Annotated in this window: 21 protein-coding genes; 14 read left to right on the forward strand and 7 right to left on the reverse strand. The window is 69.7% G+C overall.

Translation table 11 applies throughout. From position 1 onward, the window contains the following. Positions 1–40 precede the first annotated feature (40 nt). The 4 genes from OG747_RS13310 (at position 41) to fabF (ending at position 3,714) form a co-directional block, all read left to right on the forward strand. Positions 41–967 carry an ACP S-malonyltransferase gene (locus OG747_RS13310; protein ID WP_405879532.1) on the forward strand — a complete coding sequence of 309 codons (927 nt, stop codon included), beginning with the start codon at positions 41–43 and terminating at the stop codon, positions 965–967. A 14-nt stretch (positions 968–981) separates the two neighbouring features. Then, positions 982–2,013, forward strand: coding sequence for a ketoacyl-ACP synthase III (locus OG747_RS13315; protein WP_405879533.1), 1,032 nt, complete (start codon positions 982–984; stop codon positions 2,011–2,013). A gap of 74 nt (positions 2,014–2,087) precedes the next feature. After that, positions 2,088–2,336 carry an acyl carrier protein gene (locus OG747_RS13320; RefSeq protein ID WP_028800941.1) on the forward strand — a complete coding sequence of 83 codons (249 nt, stop codon included), beginning with the start codon at positions 2,088–2,090 and terminating at the stop codon, positions 2,334–2,336. 106 nt (positions 2,337–2,442) lie between these two features. Further along, positions 2,443–3,714: a beta-ketoacyl-ACP synthase II gene (gene fabF, locus OG747_RS13325; RefSeq protein ID WP_405879534.1), complete on the forward strand. Its 1,272-nt coding sequence runs from the start codon at positions 2,443–2,445 to the stop codon at positions 3,712–3,714. Positions 3,715–3,909: 195 nt separating this feature from the next. Here fabF and OG747_RS13330 read toward each other — a convergent pair whose 3' ends face one another. Continuing rightward, complete coding sequence (locus OG747_RS13330) at positions 3,910–4,404, reverse strand: DUF3145 domain-containing protein (RefSeq protein ID WP_405879535.1); 495 nt, start codon at positions 4,402–4,404, stop codon at positions 3,910–3,912. 242 nt (positions 4,405–4,646) lie between these two features. On the opposite strand from OG747_RS13330, the gene OG747_RS13335 reads away from it, so the two are divergent. Beyond that, positions 4,647–5,549, forward strand: a complete 903-nt coding sequence (locus tag OG747_RS13335) for an SGNH/GDSL hydrolase family protein (protein WP_405879536.1) — start codon at positions 4,647–4,649, stop codon at positions 5,547–5,549. 49 nt (positions 5,550–5,598) lie between these two features. Next, positions 5,599–6,579, forward strand: a complete 981-nt coding sequence (locus tag OG747_RS13340) for an aldose epimerase family protein (protein ID WP_405879537.1) — start codon at positions 5,599–5,601, stop codon at positions 6,577–6,579. Between the two features lie 253 nt (positions 6,580–6,832). Here the strand turns inward: OG747_RS13340 and OG747_RS13345 are convergent, their stop codons facing one another. From OG747_RS13345 to OG747_RS13355, 3 genes are read right to left on the reverse strand one after another with little or no spacing between them, the layout of a single operon-like run. Further along, positions 6,833–7,162: a YrdB family protein gene (locus tag OG747_RS13345; protein ID WP_405879538.1), complete on the reverse strand. Its 330-nt coding sequence runs from the start codon at positions 7,160–7,162 to the stop codon at positions 6,833–6,835. 25 nt (positions 7,163–7,187) lie between these two features. After that, positions 7,188–7,595, reverse strand: coding sequence for a RidA family protein (locus tag OG747_RS13350; protein ID WP_405879540.1), 408 nt, complete (start codon positions 7,593–7,595; stop codon positions 7,188–7,190). Between the two features lie 12 nt (positions 7,596–7,607). Continuing rightward, positions 7,608–8,423, reverse strand: a complete 816-nt coding sequence (locus OG747_RS13355; RefSeq protein ID WP_405879541.1) for an NAD(P)-dependent oxidoreductase — start codon at positions 8,421–8,423, stop codon at positions 7,608–7,610. A gap of 49 nt (positions 8,424–8,472) precedes the next feature. Here OG747_RS13355 and OG747_RS13360 point away from each other — a divergent pair, with 49 nt between their 5' ends. Beyond that, entirely contained in the window at positions 8,473–9,405 is a 933-nt protein-coding gene (locus tag OG747_RS13360; protein ID WP_405879542.1) for a LysR family transcriptional regulator, read from the forward strand. Positions 9,406–9,586: 181 nt separating this feature from the next. Here the strand turns inward: OG747_RS13360 and OG747_RS13365 are convergent, their stop codons facing one another. After that, positions 9,587–10,411, reverse strand: a complete 825-nt coding sequence (locus tag OG747_RS13365) for an EI24 domain-containing protein (protein ID WP_405879543.1) — start codon at positions 10,409–10,411, stop codon at positions 9,587–9,589. Positions 10,412–10,583: 172 nt separating this feature from the next. Next, positions 10,584–11,603 carry an NADP-dependent oxidoreductase gene (locus OG747_RS13370; protein WP_405879544.1) on the reverse strand — a complete coding sequence of 340 codons (1,020 nt, stop codon included), beginning with the start codon at positions 11,601–11,603 and terminating at the stop codon, positions 10,584–10,586. Between the two features lie 124 nt (positions 11,604–11,727). On the opposite strand from OG747_RS13370, the gene OG747_RS13375 reads away from it, so the two are divergent. Then, complete coding sequence (locus OG747_RS13375) at positions 11,728–12,162, forward strand: MarR family winged helix-turn-helix transcriptional regulator (RefSeq protein WP_405879545.1); 435 nt, start codon at positions 11,728–11,730, stop codon at positions 12,160–12,162. A gap of 189 nt (positions 12,163–12,351) precedes the next feature. On the opposite strand, the gene OG747_RS13380 is transcribed toward OG747_RS13375, so the two are convergent. Continuing rightward, complete coding sequence (locus OG747_RS13380) at positions 12,352–13,119, reverse strand: hypothetical protein (RefSeq protein WP_405879546.1); 768 nt, start codon at positions 13,117–13,119, stop codon at positions 12,352–12,354. Positions 13,120–13,384: 265 nt separating this feature from the next. Here OG747_RS13380 and OG747_RS13385 point away from each other — a divergent pair, with 265 nt between their 5' ends. The 6 genes from OG747_RS13385 to mmsB all read left to right on the forward strand — a co-directional run bounded on the left by OG747_RS13385 (position 13,385) and on the right by mmsB (position 20,766). Further along, positions 13,385–14,542 carry a mandelate racemase/muconate lactonizing enzyme family protein gene (locus OG747_RS13385; protein ID WP_405879547.1) on the forward strand — a complete coding sequence of 386 codons (1,158 nt, stop codon included), beginning with the start codon at positions 13,385–13,387 and terminating at the stop codon, positions 14,540–14,542. After that, entirely contained in the window at positions 14,539–15,543 is a 1,005-nt protein-coding gene (locus OG747_RS13390) for a zinc-binding dehydrogenase (protein ID WP_405879548.1), read from the forward strand. The genes OG747_RS13385 and OG747_RS13390 overlap by 4 nt, the downstream gene beginning before the upstream one ends. 167 nt (positions 15,544–15,710) lie before the next feature. Further along, positions 15,711–16,679 carry a hypothetical protein gene (locus tag OG747_RS13395; RefSeq protein WP_405879549.1) on the forward strand — a complete coding sequence of 323 codons (969 nt, stop codon included), beginning with the start codon at positions 15,711–15,713 and terminating at the stop codon, positions 16,677–16,679. A gap of 142 nt (positions 16,680–16,821) precedes the next feature. Continuing rightward, a complete protein-coding gene (chvE, locus tag OG747_RS13400; protein WP_405879550.1) occupies positions 16,822–17,931 on the forward strand; it encodes a multiple monosaccharide ABC transporter substrate-binding protein in 1,110 nt (369 codons plus the stop codon). 43 nt (positions 17,932–17,974) lie between these two features. Continuing rightward, positions 17,975–19,525 (forward strand): multiple monosaccharide ABC transporter ATP-binding protein, encoded by a 1,551-nt coding sequence (mmsA, locus tag OG747_RS13405; RefSeq protein WP_405879551.1) that lies wholly within the window; start codon positions 17,975–17,977, stop codon positions 19,523–19,525. Continuing rightward, positions 19,522–20,766, forward strand: coding sequence for a multiple monosaccharide ABC transporter permease (gene mmsB / locus OG747_RS13410; protein WP_405879552.1), 1,245 nt, complete (start codon positions 19,522–19,524; stop codon positions 20,764–20,766). Before mmsA ends, mmsB begins: the two co-directional genes overlap by 4 nt. Positions 20,767–20,813 lie beyond the last annotated feature (47 nt).

The following is a 20,813-nucleotide window of genomic DNA, read 5'->3' on the forward strand; positions in this document are numbered from 1 at the left end:
CCACGGGCGGCCGTGGCCGTCCACAAGAGAGAGTGTGAGAGTGCTCGTACTCGTCGCTCCCGGCCAGGGCGCTCAGACGCCCGGCTTCCTGACTCCTTGGCTCGATCTCCCCGGTGCCGCCGACCGCCTCGCCGCGTGGTCGGACGCCATCGGGCTCGACCTTGCCCACTACGGCACGCAGGCCGACGCGGACGCGATCCGGGACACGGCTGTCGCCCAGCCCCTCCTGGTCGCCGCCGGCCTCCTCTCCGCCGCCGCGCTCGGTGACATCGCCGACCTCGGTCCCGGCGCCGTCGCCGGTCACAGCGTCGGTGAGATCACGGCCGCCGCGTTCGCGGGAGTGCTCGACGACACGGCCGCGCTGCGGCTCGTCCGCAAGCGGGGCCTGGCGATGGCCGAGGCCGCCGCGATCACCGAGACCGGTATGTCGGCGCTGCTCGGCGGGGACCCCGAGACGGCGGTCCCGCACCTGGAGAAGCTCGGTCTGACCGCGGCGAACGTGAACGGCGCGGGCCAGATCGTGGCCGCGGGCACGCTGGAGCAGCTGGCCGCCCTGGAGAAGGACAAGCCCGAGGGCGTACGCCGCGTGGTGGCCCTGAAGGTCGCCGGCGCGTTCCACACGCACCACATGGCGCCCGCGGTCGAGGCGCTGGCACAGGCCGCCGAGGATCTGAGCCCCGGGGACCCGAAGGTGACGTACATCTCGAACAAGGACGGACAGGCCGTCAAGAGCGGCGCCGACGTCCTGAAGCGGCTGGTCGGCCAAGTCGCCAACCCGGTCCGCTGGGACCTGTGCATGGAAACCTTCCAGGAACTCGGCGCGACCGCGCTGATCGAGGTCTGCCCGGGCGGCACCCTGACCGGACTCGCCAAGCGCGCGCTGCCGGGTGTGAAGACCCTGGCGCTGAAGACCCCCGACGACCTCGACGCGGCTCGCGAACTCATCGCAGAGCACGCCTCCGCCTAAGGAGCCGACAGAGCATGTCGAAGATCAAGCCCAGCAAGGGCGCCCCGTATGCGCGGATCCTGGGTGTGGGCGGCTACCGTCCCGTGCGGGTCGTGCCGAACGAGGTGATCCTCGAGACGATCGACTCGTCCGACGAGTGGATCCGCTCGCGCTCCGGCATCCAGAGTCGGCACTGGGCCTCCGACGAGGAGACCGTGGCCGCGATGTCCATCGAGGCGTCCGGCAAGGCCATCGCCGACGCCGGGATCAACGCCGAGCAGATCGGTGCGGTGGTCGTCTCGACCGTCTCGCACTTCAGCCAGACTCCGGCCGTCGCGACGGAGATCGCCGACAAGCTCGGCACGCAGAAGGCCGCCGCCTTCGACATCTCGGCCGGCTGCGCGGGCTTCGGCTACGGCCTCACGCTCGCCAAGGGCATGATCGTCGAGGGTTCGGCGGAGTACGTACTTGTCATCGGCGTGGAGCGGCTGTCCGACCTGACCGACCTGGAGGACCGTGCGACGGCCTTCCTGTTCGGTGACGGCGCGGGCGCGGTCGTCGTGGGCCCCTCCGAGGAGCCGCACATCGGCCCGACCGTGTGGGGCAGCGAGGGCGACAAGGCCGGCACGATCAAGCAGACCGTGCCGTGGGACGAGTTCCGCGGTTCGGACCTGTCCCAGCTTCCGCTCGACTCCAAGGGCGAGGTCAAGTTCCCTGCGATCACGCAGGAGGGCCAGGCGGTGTTCCGCTGGGCCGTGTTCGAGATGGCGAAGGTCGCCCAGCAGGCGCTGGACGCGGCCGGAATCACCTCGAACGACCTGGACGTCTTCATCCCCCACCAGGCCAACGAGCGGATCATCGACTCGATGGTGAAGACGTTGAAACTGCCGGAGCACGTCACGGTCGCGCGTGACGTACGTACCACCGGCAACACCTCGGCCGCCTCGATCCCGCTCGCGATGGAGCGGCTCCTGGCGACCGGCGAGGCGAAGAGCGGCGACACCGCGCTCGTCATCGGCTTCGGGGCGGGTCTCGTGTACGCCGCGACGGTCGTTACTCTCCCCTAGGCACTCCGTGCCGGATCATCCGGTCCGTACGGAATACCGCCAACCCTCTGGATACACACCGAAGGAGCGCCTACATGGCCGCCACTCAGGAAGAGATCGTCGAAGGTCTCGCCGAGATCGTGAACGAGATCGCCGGGATCCCCACCGAGGACGTCCAGCTGGACAAGTCCTTCACCGACGACCTGGACGTCGACTCGCTGTCCATGGTCGAGGTCGTCGTCGCCGCCGAAGAGCGCTTCGACGTCAAGATCCCGGACGACGACGTCAAGAACCTCAAGACCGTCGGCGACGCGACCGACTACATCCTCAAGCACCAGGCCTGATCCAACGATCGGGCCCGGTTCGCCTGGCCCGGTCCACCGATCAGTCCGTTGCCCCGCCACCCGGCGGTGGCGCCGCTGATTCCTCGTATTTGGAGAAAGAATTCCCGTGAGCTCGACCAATCGCACCGTGGTCGTCACCGGTATCGGCGCAACCACACCGCTGGGTGGCGACGTAGCCTCTACCTGGGAGGGCCTTATCACCGGCAAGTCCGGTGTCCGCCCCCTGGAGCAGGACTGGGCCGCCGAGCAGGCGGTCCGTATCGCGGCGCAGATCGCCGTGGAGCCGGGCGAGGTCATCCCCCGTCCGCAGGCCCGCCGCCTCGACCGCTCGGCGCAGTTCGCCCTGATCGCCGCCAAGGAGGCCTGGGCCGACGCCGGTTTCACCGACAGGGCGGGCGACGACGCCTCCGTCGACCCGGACCGGCTCGGCACCGTCATCGCCTCCGGCATCGGTGGCGTGACGACGCTGCTCGACCAGTACGACGTGCTGAAGGAGAAGGGCGTCCGCCGCGTCTCCCCGCACACCGTTCCCATGCTCATGCCGAACGGCCCGTCCGCCAACGTGGGCCTGCTCGTCGGCGCCCGCGCCGGAGTGCACACCCCGGTCTCCGCCTGCGCCTCGGGCGCCGAGGCCATCGGCTACGCCATCGAGATGATCCGCACCGGCCGTGCCGACGTCGTCGTCGCCGGCGGTACGGAGGCGGCCATCCACCCGCTGCCCATCGCCGCGTTCGGCAACATGATGGCGATGTCCAAGAACAACGACGACCCGCAGGGCGCCTCGCGTCCCTACGACGTGGCCCGTGACGGCTTCGTCCTCGGCGAGGGCGCCGGCGTCGTCGTCCTGGAGTCCGCCGAGCACGCCGCGGGGCGCGGGGCCCGGGTGTACGCGGAGGCGGTCGGCCAGGGTATCTCCGCCGACGGCCACGACATCGTGCAGCCGGAGCCGGAGGGGCGTGGCATCTCCCGCGCCCTGCAGAACCTGCTCGACAACACCGATCTGGACCCGGCCGAGATCGTGCACGTGAACGCGCACGCCACCTCGACGCCCGCCGGTGACGTGGCCGAGCTGAAGGCGCTGCGCAAGGTCTTCGGTGACGACGCCGACCACATGGCGGTCTCCGCGACCAAGTCGATGACCGGCCATCTGCTCGGTGGTGCGGGGGGTGTGGAGTCGGTGGCATCGGTGCTGGCTCTGTACCACCGGATCGCGCCGCCGACCATCAACATCGACAACCTCGACCCCGAGGCCGAGGCGAACGCCGACATCGTGCGCGGGGAGGCTCGCAAGCTGCCTGTCGAGGGCCGCATCGCTGCCCTGAACGACTCGTTCGGGTTTGGTGGGCACAACGTGGTGCTGGCGTTCCGTACGATCTGAATTCGGCCGTAGTTGTACTGAACGGGGTGTGGCCCCGGACTCCTTCTGGAATCCGGGGCCACACCTGTTGTTCGTCGGGTGCGGGGGTGTGGGGGCTGGTCGCGCCCACGCGGCGGAGCCGCATATGTCACAGCCCCGCGCCCCTAAAGGGGCGCTCCTGCACAGGGCGCTTTGAAGAAGCCGTCCAAAAACCCGTCAGACCACCTGGTGGAGCCAGCGGACCGGGGCTCCCTCGCCCGCGTAGCGGAAAGGCTCCAACTCGTCGTCCCAGGGCTTGCCCAGGAGTTTGGCGAGGTCGGACTCCAGGTCGCTCTCGCCGCGCTGGGAGCGCAGGAGGGCGGCGCGCAGGCGGTCCTCGGGGATCAGGATGTCGCCGTGGATTCCGGTGACGGCGTGGAAGATACCCAGCTCGGGGGTGCAGCTGTAGCGCTCGCCCTCGGCCGTGGGGCAGGGCTCGGCGGTGACCTCGAAGCGCAGCATCTGCCAGCCGCGCAGCGCGGAGGCCATCTTGGAGGCGGTGCCCACCTCGCCCTTCCAGGAGAACTCGGATCTCCAGGTGCCCGGCGCGGCGGGCTGCCGGATCCAGTCGAGGTTGACGCGGATACCGAGCACGCCCGCGACCGCCCACTCGACGTGCGGGCACAGCGCACGGGGCGCGGAGTGCACGTAGAGAACTCCACGTGTCGTCACTGGGGCCTCCGGACAGAGCGAGACATCTTGTAACTTAGCGGCACGGCAGTGGCAGGGCGGCCACGTGGCGAGGCTACCGTGCGGCGGAGCAAGGAGTGTGACGTACCGTCGGTCCCAGCGCCCAGAAACATTGAGGTTTCACCCAAGGGGACGCGGTGCGACCGGCCGTGTACTGCGGGGTGTCGGCCAACCGTGTCCAACGGGTGCTTACCAACCGTGCTCACGAACGAGGGGACCAGGGGATGCGTCGCAGGAGTCACCGTTCGCGGGTTGTTCTCGCCGTCGTGGCGGCGGCCCTCCTGGGCGTCGCCGGATGCGACGCCACCGGTGACAACTCCCCGGCTCCGCAGGGGACGACGGCCAAGGCGACGCCCTCCCCCAAACCGACCCCCACCTGGAACCGCAGCCCGAAGTCGATGGCCGCGGTCGGCGACTCCATCACCCGCGGCTTCGACGCCTGCACCGTGCTGTCCGACTGCCCGGAGGTGTCCTGGGCGACCGGCAGCGACACGAAGGTCCAGAGCCTCGCGGTACGGCTGCTCGGACGGACCGGGGCCGCCGAGCGCAGCTGGAACTACGCGGTGACCGGCGCCCGGATGGCGGATCTGCCCGGTCAGATGGCGCAGGCCGTCACAGAAAAGCCGGAGTTGGTGACCGTGATGGCGGGCGCGAACGACGCCTGTCGTTCGTCGGTCTCGGCGATGACGTCCGTCGCCGACTTCCGTTCCGAGTTCGAGGAGGCCATGGCCACGCTGCGCGGTGCGCTGCCCAAGACCCAGGTGTATGTGTCGAGCGTGCCGGACCTGAAGCGGCTGTGGTCCGAGGGGCGGAGCAACCCGCTGGGCAAGCAGATCTGGAAGCTGGGCATCTGCCCCTCGATGCTGAACGACGCGGACTCCCTGGACTCGGCGGCGACCCTGCGGCGCGCGACGGTGCAGGACCGCGTGGAGGCGTACAACCAGGTCCTCAAGGACGTGTGCGCCAAGGACCGGCACTGCCGCTTCGACGGGGGCGCGGTCTTCGACTACCGCTTCGGCACGGACCAGCTGAGCCACTGGGACTGGTTCCACCCGAGCAAGGACGGGCAGGCGCGGCTCGCGGAGATGGCCTATCGGGTGGTGACGGCGGCCGAGCCGGTCGCCTAGGACCTGTCCTCGGCGGTCGCCCGCGGCTTATTGGCCTAGGCTTTCGATCATGCACAGCGAACTCTTCGGCACCCTTCCCGACGGCACCCCGGTCCACCGCTGGACGCTCGAGCGCGCCGCGGTGCGGGTGCGGATCCTGACGTACGGCGGGATCGTCCAGTCGGTCGAGGTCCCGGACCGGGGCGGGCTGCGCGCGGACGTGGTGCTGGGGTTCCCCGACCTCGACGGCTATCTCACGCACACGGGGCCGTACTTCGGGGCGCTGGTCGGGCGGTACGCGAACCGGATCGCCGGTGGCCGCTTCTCGCTCGACGGCCTCATCTACCACCTGGCGCGGAACAACCCGCCCAACTCCCTGCACGGCGGCGAGCGCGGCTTCGACAAGCGGGTGTGGGACGCGGAGCCGGTCGAGCACGGGCTGCGCCTCACCCGGGTCTCCCCGCACGACGAGGAGGGCTTCCCGGGCCGTCTGGAGGTCTCCGCGACGTACACGCTGGACGACGCGGGCGCGCTGAGCATCGCGTACGAGGCGGTCGCGGACGCGCCGACCGTGGTGAACCTGACGAACCACACGTACTGGAACCTGGCCGGTTCTGGCAACGCGGGCGGGCACGAACTGCGACTCGACGCCTCGCGGTTGACGCCGGTGGACGCGGATCTGATCCCCACCGGCGCGCTGGACTCCGTGGCCGCTACGCGCTTCGACTTCCGGGCGGCGCGGAAGGTCGGCTCCGGCTACGACCACAACTTCGTGCTCGACAAGGGGCTCACGCGGACCGCCGTCGAGGTCGCGGAGTTGCACGATCCGTCCTCCGGGCGGGTGGTGACCGTCGCGACCACCGAGCCGGGGCTGCAGCTCTACACCGCGGACCACCTGAGCGCCCCGTTCGCGCCCGGCGACGGCATCGCGCTGGAGACCCAGCACTTCCCCGACTCCCCGAACCGGCCGGAGTTCCCGAGCACGGAACTGCGGCCGGGCGGGGTGTACCGGTCCCGGACCGTGTACGGGTTCGCCGTGCGCGGCGAGTGACCGGCGGCCGACAGCCGGGCGTGCCATGGGGCAGCGCCAGGCGTCCGGCCGACGAGCCCCGGTCCGGATGTCAGGTTCCGGACCGGGGCTGCTCAGGGGGCTGGTCCCGGGTCAGACGTTAATCCTCGCCGCGACCCGGCGGTCGATGATCGAGCGGCTCACCGCAACCTCGTACGAACCCTTCACAAACACCCACGTGGCGGCGCTCTCGTCCCGGCTCTCGAAGGCGCGGCGGAGAGCTCCCACTCCCGTCCTACTGGTGCCAGATGACGGCCAGCGTCTTGCTCGCCACGCAGACGGCGGCGAAGGCGATCGCCCAGCCGTAGGCCCCGGCGACCGCCAGTGCGGTCACGCCGGCCCCGAACCAGAGCAGTTCGAAGCCGACGCGGACCGCGCCGCGCGTCTTGTGCGTCGCCTTCTGCGAGCCGAACAGCGCCCACAGCGTGATGAGTACGGCCGGGGCGCCCAGGCCGAGGAGCCAGGTCAGCGGCGTCGCCACATCGCTGGTGAAGCCCCAGTACCCGACGGCTGCGAGGGCACCGAGTTCGATGAGGAAGAGGACGCCCAGGTTCGCTGCCTTCATGGGTGGCAGTATCACCCGGAAGGGATCACTCCGGCCCGCGTGCGTCAGATATGGCCGGGACGGCGGCCACGACCTCGATCTCGATGAGCGCCTCCGGCTTGAAGAGGCGGGAGACCTCGAAGGTCATGCTGGTGGGCGGGGTTCCGGTGAGGTACTGGGCGCGCACGGCACCGTAGGCGGGGAGCTGGGCGATGTCCGTCAGATACGTACGGATGTTGATGATGTCGGCGAGGCCCGCGCCGTGTGCCCCCAGCAGGGCGTCGATGGTCTCGAAGACACCGCGGCTCTGTTCGGTGAGGTCGGCGCCTTCCGCGACCTGGCCGGAGAGGTACAACAGGGCGCCACCGCCCGCGAGTTCGACGCGGGCGACCTGGGAGTAGTAGGCGTTGGCGGGTTGGGGTGCGGACGGTGGGTTGTCGAGCGTGATCCGCACGGGAGGCACCCCTCAGGCCGAGTGGCGGCGAATGTGGTCGACGGCCTTCGCGATGTCCGCGTCGCCGACGGCGGGATCGGCGGCGGCCCGCTTGTAGTGCTCCAGCACCGCCTCCATGACCGGGAGTTCGGCGACCTTCGTGGCGAGGGCGACGTCCTTCGCGGCGAGCGGGGTGGCGAAGTGCACGTCCTCGGCGAAGGCGCGGCCGACGGCGCCGCCGAGCGGGCCGCCCGCGAGGGCGGTGCGCGCGACGTTCTCGTCGAGGCCGAGCTTGTCCGCGAGGGCCATGGTCTCGGCGACGACGGCGACCCCGCCGAGCAAGGCCGTGTTCACAATGAGCTTGAGCGCGGCGCCGGAGCCGAGCGGGCCGGTGCGGGTGACCGTGCCGAGGTGGGCGAGTACCTGCTCGACACCCGCCACGTCGCCGCCCGCGAGGATGCCGAGCTGCCCGGCGGCGGCCCTGTCCGTGCTGCCCGCCACGGGCGCGTCGACGAGCGTCACGCCCTCCCCCAGCCGGCCGGCCAGCTCCTTGACCACGTCGGGGCCGACGGTCGACATCTCCACCCAGGTGGTGCCCGGGCGCAGCTCCGGCGCGATGGCGTCCGCGACCTCGTCGAGCGCTGTCGGGCTGGCGAGCATGGTGATCACCACGTCCGCGTCCCGTACGGCCTCGGCCGGGGAGGCGGCGAGGGTGGCGCCCTCGGCGACCAGCGGCTCGGCCTTCGCGGCGGTGCGGTTCCAGACGGTCAGCGGGAATCCCGCGGCGAGGAGTCGGCGCGCCATCGCGGCGCCCATGTGCCCGAGTCCGAGGAATGCGATCTTTTCCATGCCGTCGACGCTAGGCGGCCCCACGTGATGCGACAAGCGAATGTCTAGCATGGCTCTCATGCCCGACCCGCATGCCACACCTGACCTCTCCACCACCTGGCTGCGGGTCTTCCTGGAGGTCGCCCGGCACGGTTCGTTCACCGTGGCCGCGCGGACCCTCGGCTGGACGCAGTCCGCGGTGTCCCGGCAGATCTCCTCGCTGGAGGCGGCGCTCGGCGGGGCCCCGCTCTTCGACCGGCTGCCCCGGGGCGTACGGCTGACGGAGGCCGGACGGGTCCTCGTGCCGCACGCCGAGGCGGTGGTCGAGCGGCTGCACGGCGCGGGCCGCGAACTGGCCGCGCTGCGCGAGGTGGCCGGCGGCCGGCTGCGCTTCGGCGCCTTCGCCACGGCCGACGCGGCGCTGGTGCCGCACGCCATCGCCGCGTTCCGCACCCGCCATCCGGGGGTGCGGCTCACCCGCGAGGAGGGCCTGACGCCCGCGCTCCTGGACCGGCTGTCCGCGGGCCGCCTGGACCTGGCGATCGTCTCGACGACGGGCCGCGCCCCGCTGGACGCGTACACCCTGCACCACCTCCTCGACGAGTCCCTGTACGTCGCCGTGCCCACCGACCACCCGCTCGCCGCCGAGCCCTCGGTACGGCTCCCCCAACTCGCCGACGCCGACTGGATATCCGGTTCCGCCCGCCTTGAGGACACCCTCCTCGACGCGGCGTCGCGGCACGGTTTCCGGCCGCGCGTCGCACACGTCGTGGCCGAGTGGACCGCCAAGCAGGGGTACGTCGCCGCCGGTCTCGGGGTGACCCTGGTCCCGGCGCTCGCCGCGGAGTCCGTACGCCCGGACATCGCGCTGCTTCCGGTGCGCGACGAGGCGGCGCCGGCGCGGGCGGTGTACGCGGCGACGGTGCGGGGCCGGAGCCTGGTACCGGCGGCGCAGGCATTCCTGGGGACACTGCGGGAGGCGGCGACGCGGATCGCCATCTGATCGCCACGGGCGTCACGTCCCATGACGTACGTCCCCTCCGTCACGCGGTACTGCGGCCGTCCGGCAGCTCCCCACGGCGACGGAGGGCATCAACTCCCTTGCCGGCGCCGGTTCCGGTGTCAGTGCGACGGGGCGAACGCGAAAGTGATGCCGAGGCCGGCCGGGACGGAGCCGATCGCGGTCACGCGCCGGCCTGTTCTTCCTGGTCCTCGTGGTCTTCATGGTCTTCATGGTCTTCATGGTCGCCGTCCGGCTCTCCCGTCTCCTCGCCCAGCAGGGCGCGGGCCATCAGCGTGGCGCCCGCGACCGCGCCCGGCATCAGGAAGACGGCGACGAACGGGACCAGGAAGACGAGGCCCAGCGGGGTGCCGAAGCCCCAGACCAGCATCTTGCGGGAACGGAGCAGGGCGAGGCGGTCGCGGAGTTCTACGCTGCGGCGCTGGAGGGCCACCGCCGTCAGTTCCTCCGTGAGGAAGAAGCCGGTGACGAAGAAGCCGGTCACGGGGACGACGCTCTGCCCGATGAACGGCACGAAGCCGAGGCCGAAGAGGAGGACGCCCCAGACGGCGGCCCTGACGACGATACGGAGGCTGTCGCGCGCGGAGATCCACAGCTCGCGCCAGAGCGGGAGTCCCGACTCCGGGGCCGTGCCGTCCGGGGAGACGTCCTTGTCGACCGTCTCCGAGAGGGACTCGTAGAACGGCTGGCCGATGAGGAGGGTGACCGCGGTGAAGGTGAGCACGGCGAGGAGGAGGGCGAGGGCGAACAGCACGGCGGTGAGGAGCCCGCGGAAGAGTCCCAGCCAGGGGCTGGACCAGCCGTCGGCGAAGGGGGTGGCCCAGGCGACGAAGTCTTCGCCGTGGAGGGCGAGGGCGATGAGGGCGGCGGCGTACAGCACCAGGGTTATCAGCCCGGGCAGCAGCCCGAACCCGTACCGCTTCCCGTGCCGCGCCACCCACCGCTGGCCCTGTATCAGATAGTTGAATCCCACCCCGAGATCACGCATGCGGGGCACCTTACCGGGGCACGGGCGGGGCTTCTCGGCCCCAGACCCGGGGGCTGGTTCGTTCGCCCGCGCATGGGCGGAGGCCGCACCCCACGTCCTGGGGTGCGGCCTCCGCTGCGGACAACGAGCGCGGTCAGGCGAGCGTCACGGTGATGTTGCCGCCTGCCGGGTCCTAGAGCTTGACGATCATCTTTCCGATGTTGTCGCCGCGCAGGACGCCGAAGAACGCCTCCAGGTTGTTCTCGATGCCCTCGACGACCGTCTCGCCGTACTTGAGCTCGCCGGAGCGGACCCAGGCGCCGACCTCCTGGACGAACTGCGACTGCAGGTCGTAGTGGTCGCCGACCAGGAAGCCCTCGATGCGGCCGCGGGTCTGGATGAGGCGGGCGAGGTTCTTCGGGCCGGGGACGGGCTCGGTGCTGTTGTAGACGGAGATCGCGCCGCAGATGGCGATGCGGCCGTCCCGGTTGAGCTGGCCGATGGCGGCCTCCAGGTGGTCGCCGCCGACGTTGTCGAAGTAGACGTCGACGCCGTCGGGGGCGGCCTCGCGCAGCTGCCGGCTCACCGGGCCGTTCTTGTAGTTGAAGGCGGCGTCGAAGCCGTACTCCTCGACGAGCAGCTTGACCTTGTCGTCGGACCCCGCGGAGCCGATGACGCGCGAGGCGCCCTTGAGCTTGGCGATCTGGCCGACCTGGCTGCCGACGGCACCGGCGGCGCCGGAGACGAAGACGGAGTCGCCCTCCTTGAAGGAGGCGGTGCGCAGGAGGCCCGCGTAGGCGGTCAGACCGGTCATGCCGAGCACGCCGAGGTACGTCGACAGCGGCGCGGCCTCCGGGTCCACCTTGACGGCCTGCTTGGCGTCCACGACGGCGTACTCGCGCCAGCCGAAGAAGTGCAGGACGTGGTCGCCGACCTTGATGCCCTCGGCGTTCGAGGCGATGACCTCACCGACCGCCCCGCCCTGCATGACCTTGCCCAGATCGAAGGGGGCGACGTAGGACTTGGCGGCGCTCATGCGGCCGCGCATGTACGGGTCGACGGACACGTACGCGTTCCGCACGAGGACCTGGCCCTCCCCCGGCTGCTGGACCTCGGCCTCGACCAGGGCGAAGTCCTCGGGCTTCGGCCAGCCGACCGGGCGGCTGACCAGGTGCCATTCGCGGTTGACGGCGGGGAGCTGGGTCTCGGTCATGGGGGTGCGCCTCTCCTACGTGCATGCACGCGTACGTGCGACTACGGCTCTCATACTTCAGTACCTGAAACAACCATGCGCCTCAATATTTCATGATGTCAAGTAACGCGGTAACCTGGAGCCCATGGCCACGCAGAGAACACCCCGTATAGACCCGCTGACCCTTGAGGTCGTCGAGCTCATCGGCACGGTCGTGGCCCGGTATCACGAGGAGTACGAGGACGCCGCCGCCGAGCATGCGTTGACGGGGGCGCAGGCGAAACTGCTGAGCCTGCTGTCCCTGGAACCGCTGCCGATGCGACGGCTCGCCCAGAAGCTGAAGTGCGAACCGTCGAATGTGACGGGGATCGTGGACCGGCTGGAGGCACGGGGGCTGGTCGAGCGACGTCCCGACCCGTCCGACCGGCGCGTGAAGCTGGCCGCGGCGACGGACGAGGGCCGGCGTGTCGCGCGCTCCCTCCGGGACGCCCTCAACTTCGCCCGTGAACCCCTGGCCGGCCTCTCCCACGAGGAACGCCTGTCCCTGCGGGACCTCCTGCAAAGAATGCTCACGGCGTAGCCAGGGGCTGCGCCCCTGGGGTAGGGCTGCGCCCCGGCTCCCCGTCCGCCCCGGATTCGTTTGGCTGCGGGCCGGTGGGGGCTGGGCGCGCCCACGCGGCGGAGCCGCACAATGTCACAACCCCGCGCCCCTGACGGGACGCAGGCCCGCGTCATTCAGCCCGTCCGGCGTTTCAGGACGGGGAAAGTCCTACGTGCACCACCACAGGAAACGGTTGCACGTCTGCGAAGGCGAAGGGGAAGGGCTCGGGGCCTTCGAGGTCGGGGCGGCCGTCGGCGTGCGGGACGACTTCGGAGGGGTCGAGGACGCGGGACCGGCCGTCGTGGACGGCACGGCACTCGTCGTGGCCGACTGCTTCTGCGTGTCCTTCGTCTTGCCGTCCTTGGACCTGCGGTCCTTGGCGGACTCGGAAGCGGAGGGGGACGCCGACGCGTCCGGAGAGGCCGTGACCGACGGCGCACCGCCGGACGAACCCCCCGAGTCGGCGAGCGGCCGCGCCGTCCCGGCGTCCGAGGACGCCGAACCGTCCGCCGACTCACCCCCGGCCACGGCCGGCTTCGGCAACAGCCCCGGCCCGTCGATACCGAGCTCCGCGAGGCTCAGCCCACCCGCCGCCAGTACGAACCCCGCGGCGATGAGCAGCGTCCGGCGCCGCCGCCGACGGTGCGCCGCGGCCTTGCGGTCACGCCGGCTCGCGCCACCCGGACCGCCCGAGTCACCGCGCCCGCGGCGACGGGCAGCGGCCCGCCCGGGCCGCTGCCCCTCGTCGTCGCCCTCGTCGTCGCCGTTGTCGTCCTCGTACAACGCGTCGCTGTCGGCATCGGCCGCGCCCGTGCCCGTTTCGGGACGCACGTCGATCTCCTCCGCATGTGTGCGGAGCTCTTCGGCTGGTGTGCCGCACCCCGGGCAGGCAAGGGCGCCATTGAGGTGCCGTCGGCACGGGAAGCAGTAGTCCATGACGCCGGAAGACTAAGTTCCGCACCGGTCACGTTCATAGTCACAGCTGTGAAAATTGTGTAGGGAAGCCCTCGTTCCGGTGCGCCGCGCCGCCCGTTCACAGCATCGCGCGCGCGACGAGCGAGGCATACCGTCAAAATCCGTCACCGTCCCGTTCTGTTCGACCCATTGACACCCCAGGGGCCGCGTCCTTACTGTCACGCCAGCATTTCGAACGTGTGACGAAATTTCGAACAGAGCCGCAAGAGCACAGGGAGCAAAAGCCGTGCGCATCACGGGAATCAGCACGCACGTGGTCGGGACGCCGTGGCGGAACCTGACGTACGTCCAGGTGCACACCGACGAGGGCGTCACCGGCGTCGGCGAGACCCGCATGCTGGGCCACACCGACGCACTGATCGGCTATCTGCGAGAGGCGGAGGCCAACCACATTCTCGGCTCCGACCCGTTCGCTGTCGAGGACCTCGTCCGACGGATGAAGTACGGCGACTACGGGCGCGCCGGCGAGATCGTGATGTCCGGGATCGCCGTCATCGAGATGGCCTGCTGGGACATCAAGGGGAAGGCCCTCGGCGTCCCCGTGTGGCAGCTGCTCGGTGGCAAGGTCACCGACAAGGTCAAGGCTTACGCCAATGGGTGGTACACGACCGAGCGAACCCCGGAGGCCTATCACAAGGCCGCCCAGGAGGTCGTCGCCCGCGGCTACAAGGCGCTGAAGATCGACCCCTTCGGGACCGGGCACTTCGAGCTCGACCACGAAGCCACCCTCTACTCCGTCTCCCTCATCGAGGCCGTGCGCGACGCGATCGGCCCCGAGGCCGAGCTGATGCTGGAGATGCACGGCCGGTTCTCCCCGTCCACCGCCGTCCGGCTCGCGCGCGAGCTCGCGCCCTTCAAGCCCGCGTGGCTGGAGGAGCCCGTCCCGCCGGAGAACCTCAAGGCCCTGGAGAAGGTCGCCGCCAAGGTGGACATCCCGGTCGCCACCGGTGAACGCATCCACGACCGCATCGAGTTCCGCGAGCTCTTCGAGAGCCAGGCCGTGGACATCATCCAGCCCGACGTCGGTCACATCGGCGGCATCTGGGAGACGCGGAAGCTGGCCGCGACCGCCGAGGCGCACTACGTCCTCGTCGCGCCGCACAACGTCGGTGGCCCGGTCCTGACCGCCGCCTCCCTCCAGGTCGGTTTCACCTCCCCCAACTTCAAGATCCTCGAACACTTCAACGACTTCGCGGACTCGGAGATCAAGAAGGTCGTGAAGGGCGCCCCGCAGGTCGTCGACGGCTACTTCCAGCTGTCCCACGAGCCCGGTCTCGGCGTCGAGCTGGACGTCGACGCGGCGGCCGAGTTCCCGCAGCAGCAGGCCCGCTTCGACCTGTGGGCCGACGGCTGGGAGCAGCGCAAGCCGAAGGGGGCGCAGTGAGCACCGCGGTCGTCATCGAGGCGCCGGGCGAGCACCGGCTGATCGAGCACGAGCCGGTGCGGCCGGGCGCCGGTGAGGCCCTGGTCCGCGTGCACGCCGTCGGTATTTGCGGCAGCGACCGCGAGGTGTACCAGGGCAACCGGCCCGACGGGTACGTCCGTTACCCGCTCACGCCCGGCCACGAGTGGTCCGGAACCGTCGAGGCGGTCGGGGCCGGGGTGCCGGAGTCGATCGTCGGGTGCAAGGTCGTCGGTGAGGGCTTCCGCAACTGCCAGGTCTGCGACCGCTGCCATGCGGGCGAGACAACGTTGTGCACGGCGGGGTACGAGGAGACCGGGTTCACCCAGCCCGGCGCGATGGCCACCACGCTCACCCTTCCGGCCCGGCTGCTGCACGTCCTGCCGGACGACGCCGACCTGACGGCCGCGGCTCTCCTGGAGCCCGCCGCCTGCATCGCGGCCGCCGCGCTGAAGGCGAACGCCCGGCCCGGTGAGCGGGTCGCCGTCGTCGGGACCGGCACGCTCGGGATGTTCGCCGTCCAGTTCCTGAAGGCGGGCTCCCCGGCGGAGCTGCTCGTGGTCGGGACCCGCCCGGACCGGGCCGCGCTGTCGAAGGACTTCGGCGCCACCGACTTCCGTACGAAGGACCAGGAGCTCCCCGACGACTTCGACGTCGTCATCGAGACCGCCGGGTCCGCGTCCGCCGCGCGCACCGCCGCCTCCCTGCTGAGGCGCGGTGGCCGGCTGGTCCTCACGGGAATCCCGGCGCCGGGTGCCGAGGGGCTCGACCCCACCGATCTCGTCGTACGGCAGCTGGAGGTGCACACCGTGTTCGGGGCGCCGCCGGCGGCCTGGGCGCACACGGTGCGGGTGTTCGGGGCCGGGCTGCTGAACCCGTCGCCGCTGATCACGCACGAGCTGCCGCTCGCCGAGTTCCCGGAGGCCATCGAGTTGGTGGGGTCCGGCGATCCCAAGGTCGGAAAGGTCCTGCTGAAGCCGTAGTTCCCCGGGAGTTCCCCCGAGAGCTCCCCCGAGCCGTACGCCGGTACGGAGTTACCTGACGGCTCCGTACCGGCGTACCACCCAGGCCCCGTGCGCCCAGAGCCGCGAACTCCGTCCGAAATACCGAACGTATTGCACGCGCAACCCTCGAACACGAAGGACAGCCAGTGACCGACGCCGCCCCTACGGCAGCCCGTCGACCCGGTGAGCAGGCGCTCGCCGCGCTCGGCCTGGGCGCGCCCGCCCTCTCCCCCGCCGACGCCTCGCCGCACACCTTCCCGGGAGGCGGCCGCTGGCGCACCGAGGTTCCCTCCGTGGAGGGGCCCGAGGCCCTGGCCGTGGTCCTCAAGGAGTCCTCGCGGCTCGACGTACCGATCCACCGCATCAGCCAGGGCAGCGGCGTCTGGATGCTGACCGACGCCGAGATCACCGAGATGATCGAGGCCACCGGTGAGCGCGACATCGAACTGTGTCTGTTCACCGGGCCGCGTGGCACCTGGGACATCGGCGGTTCGGTGCGCTCGGACTCGCGCGGCGGCGGCCTGCGGGCCCGTGGCCACGACGCGGTGGCCGGCTGCGTCGAAGACGCCGTCCGGGCAACGGAGTTGGGCGTAAAGTGTCTCCTCGTCGCCGACGAGGGCGTGCTGTGGACCCTGCACCGGGCGCGCATCGCCGGGATCATCCCGGCCGACACGACCCTCAAGCTCTCGGCACTGGTGGGCCCGGTCAACCCGGCCTCCTACGCGGTGTACGAGAACCTCGGCGCGGACTCCATCAACGTGCCCAGCGACCTGACGCTCGACCATCTCACCGAGATACGACGGGTTTCGGCCGCTCCCATGGACATGTACATCGAGGCTCCCGACGACCTCGGCGGCTATGTGCGGATGTACGAGGTCGCCGAGCTGATCCGGCGCGGCGCACCGCTGTACCTCAAGTTCGGCCTGTCCAAATCCCCCGGAATCTACCCGTACGGGCACCACTTGAGGGACCTGGCCCTCAACACCGCCAAGGAACGGGTGCGGCGCGGCCGGCTCGCCCTGGACCTGCTCGCGCGGCACGGAGCGGACGGCGACATGGCGCCGCTCGGCTCCCGGCTGCCCGGAACTCTCAAGCGCTTCAACACCACCTCATAACGTTCGCACAAAACCCCTTCACACAAGCCGACACAGCCGCGCACAATCCCACACACCTCTACTCGGTCTTTCCCTCGCAACGCTCTCGGAGCATCCCCGTAACGCGAGACCGAGCCGGTCCAAGACATCAAGGATGATGATCATGCGTAACCGCAGAGCCGCCCTCACCGCCATAGCCGGAGCAGCCTCCCTCGCCCTCACCCTGACCGCCTGCGGCCAGAGCGGCTCGGGCGGCAGCAAGGAGAAGGCGGGCAGCGCCAAGGGTGGCACCATCGGCATCGCCATGCCGACCAAGTCCTCCGCACGGTGGATCTCCGACGGCAACAACATGGTCAAGCAACTGCAGGACAAGGGTTACAAGGCCAAGCTGGTGTACGGCGAGGACGACCCGGCCACCCAGGTCTCGCAGATCGAGAACATGATCACCCAGGGCGTCAAGGGCCTGATCATCGGGGCCATCGACAACAAGTCCCTGAACAGCGTGCTCCAGCAGGCCGCCGACGCCAAGATCCCGGTGATCTCCTACGACCGGCTGATCCTCGGCACCAAGAACGTCAACTACTACGCCTCCTTCGACAACACGAAGGTCGGCGTCCTGCAGGCCACGTACATCACGCACACGCTCGGTCTGGACAGCGGCAAGAAGGGCCCGTTCAACATCGAGCTGTTCGCCGGGTCGAACGACGACAACAACACCCAGTACTTCTTCAACGGTGCGATGAGCGTGCTGAAGCCGTACATCGACAAGAAGGAGCTGGTGGTCAAGTCCGGCCAGACCGACCTGAACAAGGTCACCACCCTGCGCTGGGACGGCACCACCGCGCAGAAGCGCATGGAGGACATCCTCACCTCCTCCTACAAGACCGGCCGGGTCGACGCGGTGCTCTCGCCCTACGACGGCATCTCCATCGGCATCATCTCCGCGCTGAAGTCGGACGGCTACGGCTCGTCGAGCAACCCGCTGCCCGTCATCACCGGCCAGGACGCCGAGCTCGCCTCGGTGAAGTCGATCATCTCGGGCCAGCAGACGCAGACCGTCTACAAGGACACCCGTGAGCTCGCCAAGGTCGCCGTGACCATGGTCGACGACGTGCTCAACGGCAAGACGCCGCAGACCAACGACACCAAGACCTACAACAACGGCACCAAGGTCGTCCCCGCCATGCTGCTCCAGCCGGTGAGCGTGGACAAGACCAACTACGAGGACGTGCTGGTCAAGGGCGGCTACTACACCGACGCCCAACTCAAGTAGTCCCGCAGGCCCCCCCACCCCACACTGATTGGAAGGCACGACCATGGCGGGACCCGTCCTGGAAATGCGCTCGATCGTCAAGACCTTTCCCGGTGTCAAAGCGCTGTCGGACGTCACTTTGACAGTCCGTCAGGGCGAGGTCCACGCCATCTGCGGCGAGAACGGCGCCGGGAAGTCCACCTTGATGAAGGTGCTCTCCGGTGTCCATCCGCACGGCAGTTACGAGGGAGACATCCTCTTCGAGGGAGAGGATTGCCACTTCCGGGACATCCGGGCGAGCGAGCAGCGCGGCATCGTCATCATCCACCAGGAGCTGGCGCTGGTGCCGTATCTCTCCATCGCGGAGAACATCTTCCTCGGCAACGAGCACGCCACGCGCGGGCTCATCAACTGGAACGAGACGCTCAAGCACGGCACCGAACTGCTGCGCCGGGTCGGACTGAACGACCACCCGGAGACCCGCGTCGCCGACATCGGCGTGGGCAAGCAGCAGCTCGTGGAGATCGCGAAGGCGCTGTCGAAGAAGGTGAAGCTGCTCATCCTGGATGAGCCGACCGCGGCCCTGAACGACGAGGACAGCGGCAAACTCCTCGATCTCATCCTGGAGTTGAAGAAGCAGGGCATCACCTCGATCATCATCTCCCACAAGCTCAACGAGATCCGCAAGGTCGCCGACTCGGTGACGATCCTGCGCGACGGCCGCTCCATCGAGACGCTGGACGTGAAGGCGCCGGAGACGACCGAGGAGCGGATCATCTCCGGCATGGTCGGCCGCGACCTCGACCACCGATTCCCCGAGCGCACCCCGCACGAGGCGGAGGAGGGCGCGGCTCCCGCGCTGGAGATCCGCAACTGGACGGTGCGCCACCCGCTCGACCAGCAGCGCAAGGTGGTCGACGACGTGTCGATCAACGTGCGCAGGGGCGAGATCGTGGGCATCGCCGGGCTCATGGGCGCCGGCCGCACGGAACTCGCGATGAGCGTCTTCGGGCGTTCGTACGGGCGCTACGCGGGCGGCACGGTCCTCAAGGACGGCACGGAGATCCGTACGAAGTCCGTCGCGGAGGCGGTCGCGCACGGCATCGCGTACGTCACCGAGGACCGCAAGCACTACGGCCTCAACCTCATCGACACGATCAACCGGAACATCTCGCTGACCGCCCTGGGCAAGGTCGCCAAGCGCGGTGTGGTCGACGAGCACGAGGAGCGGCAGGTCGCCGAGCGTTTCCGCAAGTCCATGAACATCAAGGCGCCGACCGTCTTCGAGCCGGTGGGCAAGCTGTCCGGCGGCAACCAGCAGAAGGTCGTCCTCAGCAAGTGGATCTTCGCGGGCCCGGACGTGCTGATCCTGGACGAGCCCACGCGCGGCATCGACGTGGGCGCCAAGTACGAGATCTACACGGTCATCGACCAGCTTGCCGCCGAGGGCAAGGCGGTCGTCTTCATCTCCTCCGAACTGCCGGAGCTGCTCGGCATGTGCGACCGCATCTACACGATGGCCGCCGGCCGGCTGACCGGTGAGGTGGCACGGGCCGAGGCCACGCAAGAAGTGCTGATGCGCCAGATGACGAAGGACAAAGAGGTAACGCGATGAGCACGGACGTCACCGACAAGATGCCCGCCGCGGCACCGCCGGGCAAGGGCGGATCCAGCGCGGACGGCGGCCTGCTGCACCTGATGCTGGGCGGCCTGCGCCGCAACATGCGCCAGTACGGCATGCTGATCGCGCTCGGCCTGATCGTCATCTTCTTCGAGATCTGGACCGGCGGAGACCTGCTGCTGCCGCGCAACGTCTCCAACCTGGTGCTGCAGAACAGCTACATCCTGATCCTCGCGATCGGCATGATGCTGGTCATCATCGCCGGGCACATCGACCTGTCCGTCGGCTCACTGACGGCGTTCGTGGGCGCCTTCGCGGCCGTACTGACGGTCAATCATCATGTGGCGTGGCCGCTCGCCGTGGTGCTGTGTCTGCTGATGGGCGCCGTCGCGGGCTCGTTGCAAGGCTTCCTGATCGCGTATTTCGGCATACCATCGTTCATCGTCACCCTCGCCGGAATGCTGCTCTTCCGCGGTCTGACGGAGATCCTCCTGCAAGGCCAGACCCTCGGCCCGTTCCCGAACGGCATGCAGAAGATCGGCAACGGCTTCCTGCCCGAGGTCGGCCCGAACACCAACTACCACAACATCACGCTGCTCCTCGGCATCGTCATGATCGCCGCCGTGGTGTGGCAGGAGGTGCGCGACCGGCGCCGCCAGCAGGAGTTCTCCCTCGAGGTGCTGCCCGTCCGGCTCTTCGCCCTCAAGCTCGTCGCCATGGTCGCCGCGATCGCCTGGCTCACCATGCTGCTCGCCAGCTACGACGGTGCGCCGATCGTGCTGATCATCCTCGGCGTCCTGGTCGTCGGCTACGGCTATGTGATGCGCAACGCCGTCTTCGGCCGCCACATCTACGCCATCGGCGGCAACCTGCCGGCGGCGAAGCTCTCCGGCGTCAAGGACAAGCGCGTCTCCTTCCAGGTGTTCCTGAACATGGGCGTGCTCGCGGCCCTGGCGGGTCTGGTGGTCGCTTCCCGCCTGAACGCGGCCTCGCCGAAGGCGGGCGACGGCTTCGAACTGGAGGCCATCGCCTCCTCGTTCATCGGTGGCGCGTCCATGAGCGGCGGTGTCGGCACCGTCCTCGGCGCCATCATCGGCGGTCTCGTCCTCGGCGTGCTGAACAACGGCATGAATCTCCTCAGCGTCGGCACCGACTGGCAGCAGGTCATCAAGGGCCTGGCCCTGTTGGCCGCGGTCGGCTTCGACGTGTGGAACAAGCGCAAGTCCGGTTCGTAAGGTCAGCTCGGGCCCCGCCCGTGGTGGGCGGGGCCCCTCCTATTTGC

It is taken from the genome of Streptomyces sp. NBC_01384 (genome assembly GCF_045040035.1).
Classification (GTDB): domain Bacteria; phylum Actinomycetota; class Actinomycetes; order Streptomycetales; family Streptomycetaceae; genus Streptomyces.

What these genes read in the sequence shown, in the direction of transcription:
- OG747_RS13315 (WP_405879533.1), top strand. Translation starts at nt 982, where the DNA reads ATGTCGAAGATCAAGCCCAGCAAGGGCGCCCCGTATGCGCGGATCCTG.
- OG747_RS13320 (WP_028800941.1), top strand. Translation starts at nt 2,088, where the DNA reads ATGGCCGCCACTCAGGAAGAGATCGTCGAAGGTCTCGCCGAGATCGTG.
- OG747_RS13335 (WP_405879536.1), top strand. Translation starts at nt 4,647, where the DNA reads ATGCGTCGCAGGAGTCACCGTTCGCGGGTTGTTCTCGCCGTCGTGGCG.
- OG747_RS13340 (WP_405879537.1), top strand. Translation starts at nt 5,599, where the DNA reads ATGCACAGCGAACTCTTCGGCACCCTTCCCGACGGCACCCCGGTCCAC.
- OG747_RS13345 (WP_405879538.1), bottom strand. Translation starts at nt 7,162, where the DNA reads ATGAAGGCAGCGAACCTGGGCGTCCTCTTCCTCATCGAACTCGGTGCC.
- OG747_RS13355 (WP_405879541.1), bottom strand. Translation starts at nt 8,423, where the DNA reads ATGGAAAAGATCGCATTCCTCGGACTCGGGCACATGGGCGCCGCGATG.
- OG747_RS13360 (WP_405879542.1), top strand. Translation starts at nt 8,473, where the DNA reads ATGGCTCTCATGCCCGACCCGCATGCCACACCTGACCTCTCCACCACC.
- OG747_RS13365 (WP_405879543.1), bottom strand. Translation starts at nt 10,411, where the DNA reads ATGCGTGATCTCGGGGTGGGATTCAACTATCTGATACAGGGCCAGCGG.
- OG747_RS13370 (WP_405879544.1), bottom strand. Translation starts at nt 11,603, where the DNA reads ATGACCGAGACCCAGCTCCCCGCCGTCAACCGCGAATGGCACCTGGTC.
- OG747_RS13375 (WP_405879545.1), top strand. Translation starts at nt 11,728, where the DNA reads ATGGCCACGCAGAGAACACCCCGTATAGACCCGCTGACCCTTGAGGTC.
- OG747_RS13380 (WP_405879546.1), bottom strand. Translation starts at nt 13,119, where the DNA reads ATGGACTACTGCTTCCCGTGCCGACGGCACCTCAATGGCGCCCTTGCC.
- chvE (WP_405879550.1), top strand. Translation starts at nt 16,822, where the DNA reads ATGCGTAACCGCAGAGCCGCCCTCACCGCCATAGCCGGAGCAGCCTCC.
- mmsA (WP_405879551.1), top strand. Translation starts at nt 17,975, where the DNA reads ATGGCGGGACCCGTCCTGGAAATGCGCTCGATCGTCAAGACCTTTCCC.
- mmsB (WP_405879552.1), top strand. Translation starts at nt 19,522, where the DNA reads ATGAGCACGGACGTCACCGACAAGATGCCCGCCGCGGCACCGCCGGGC.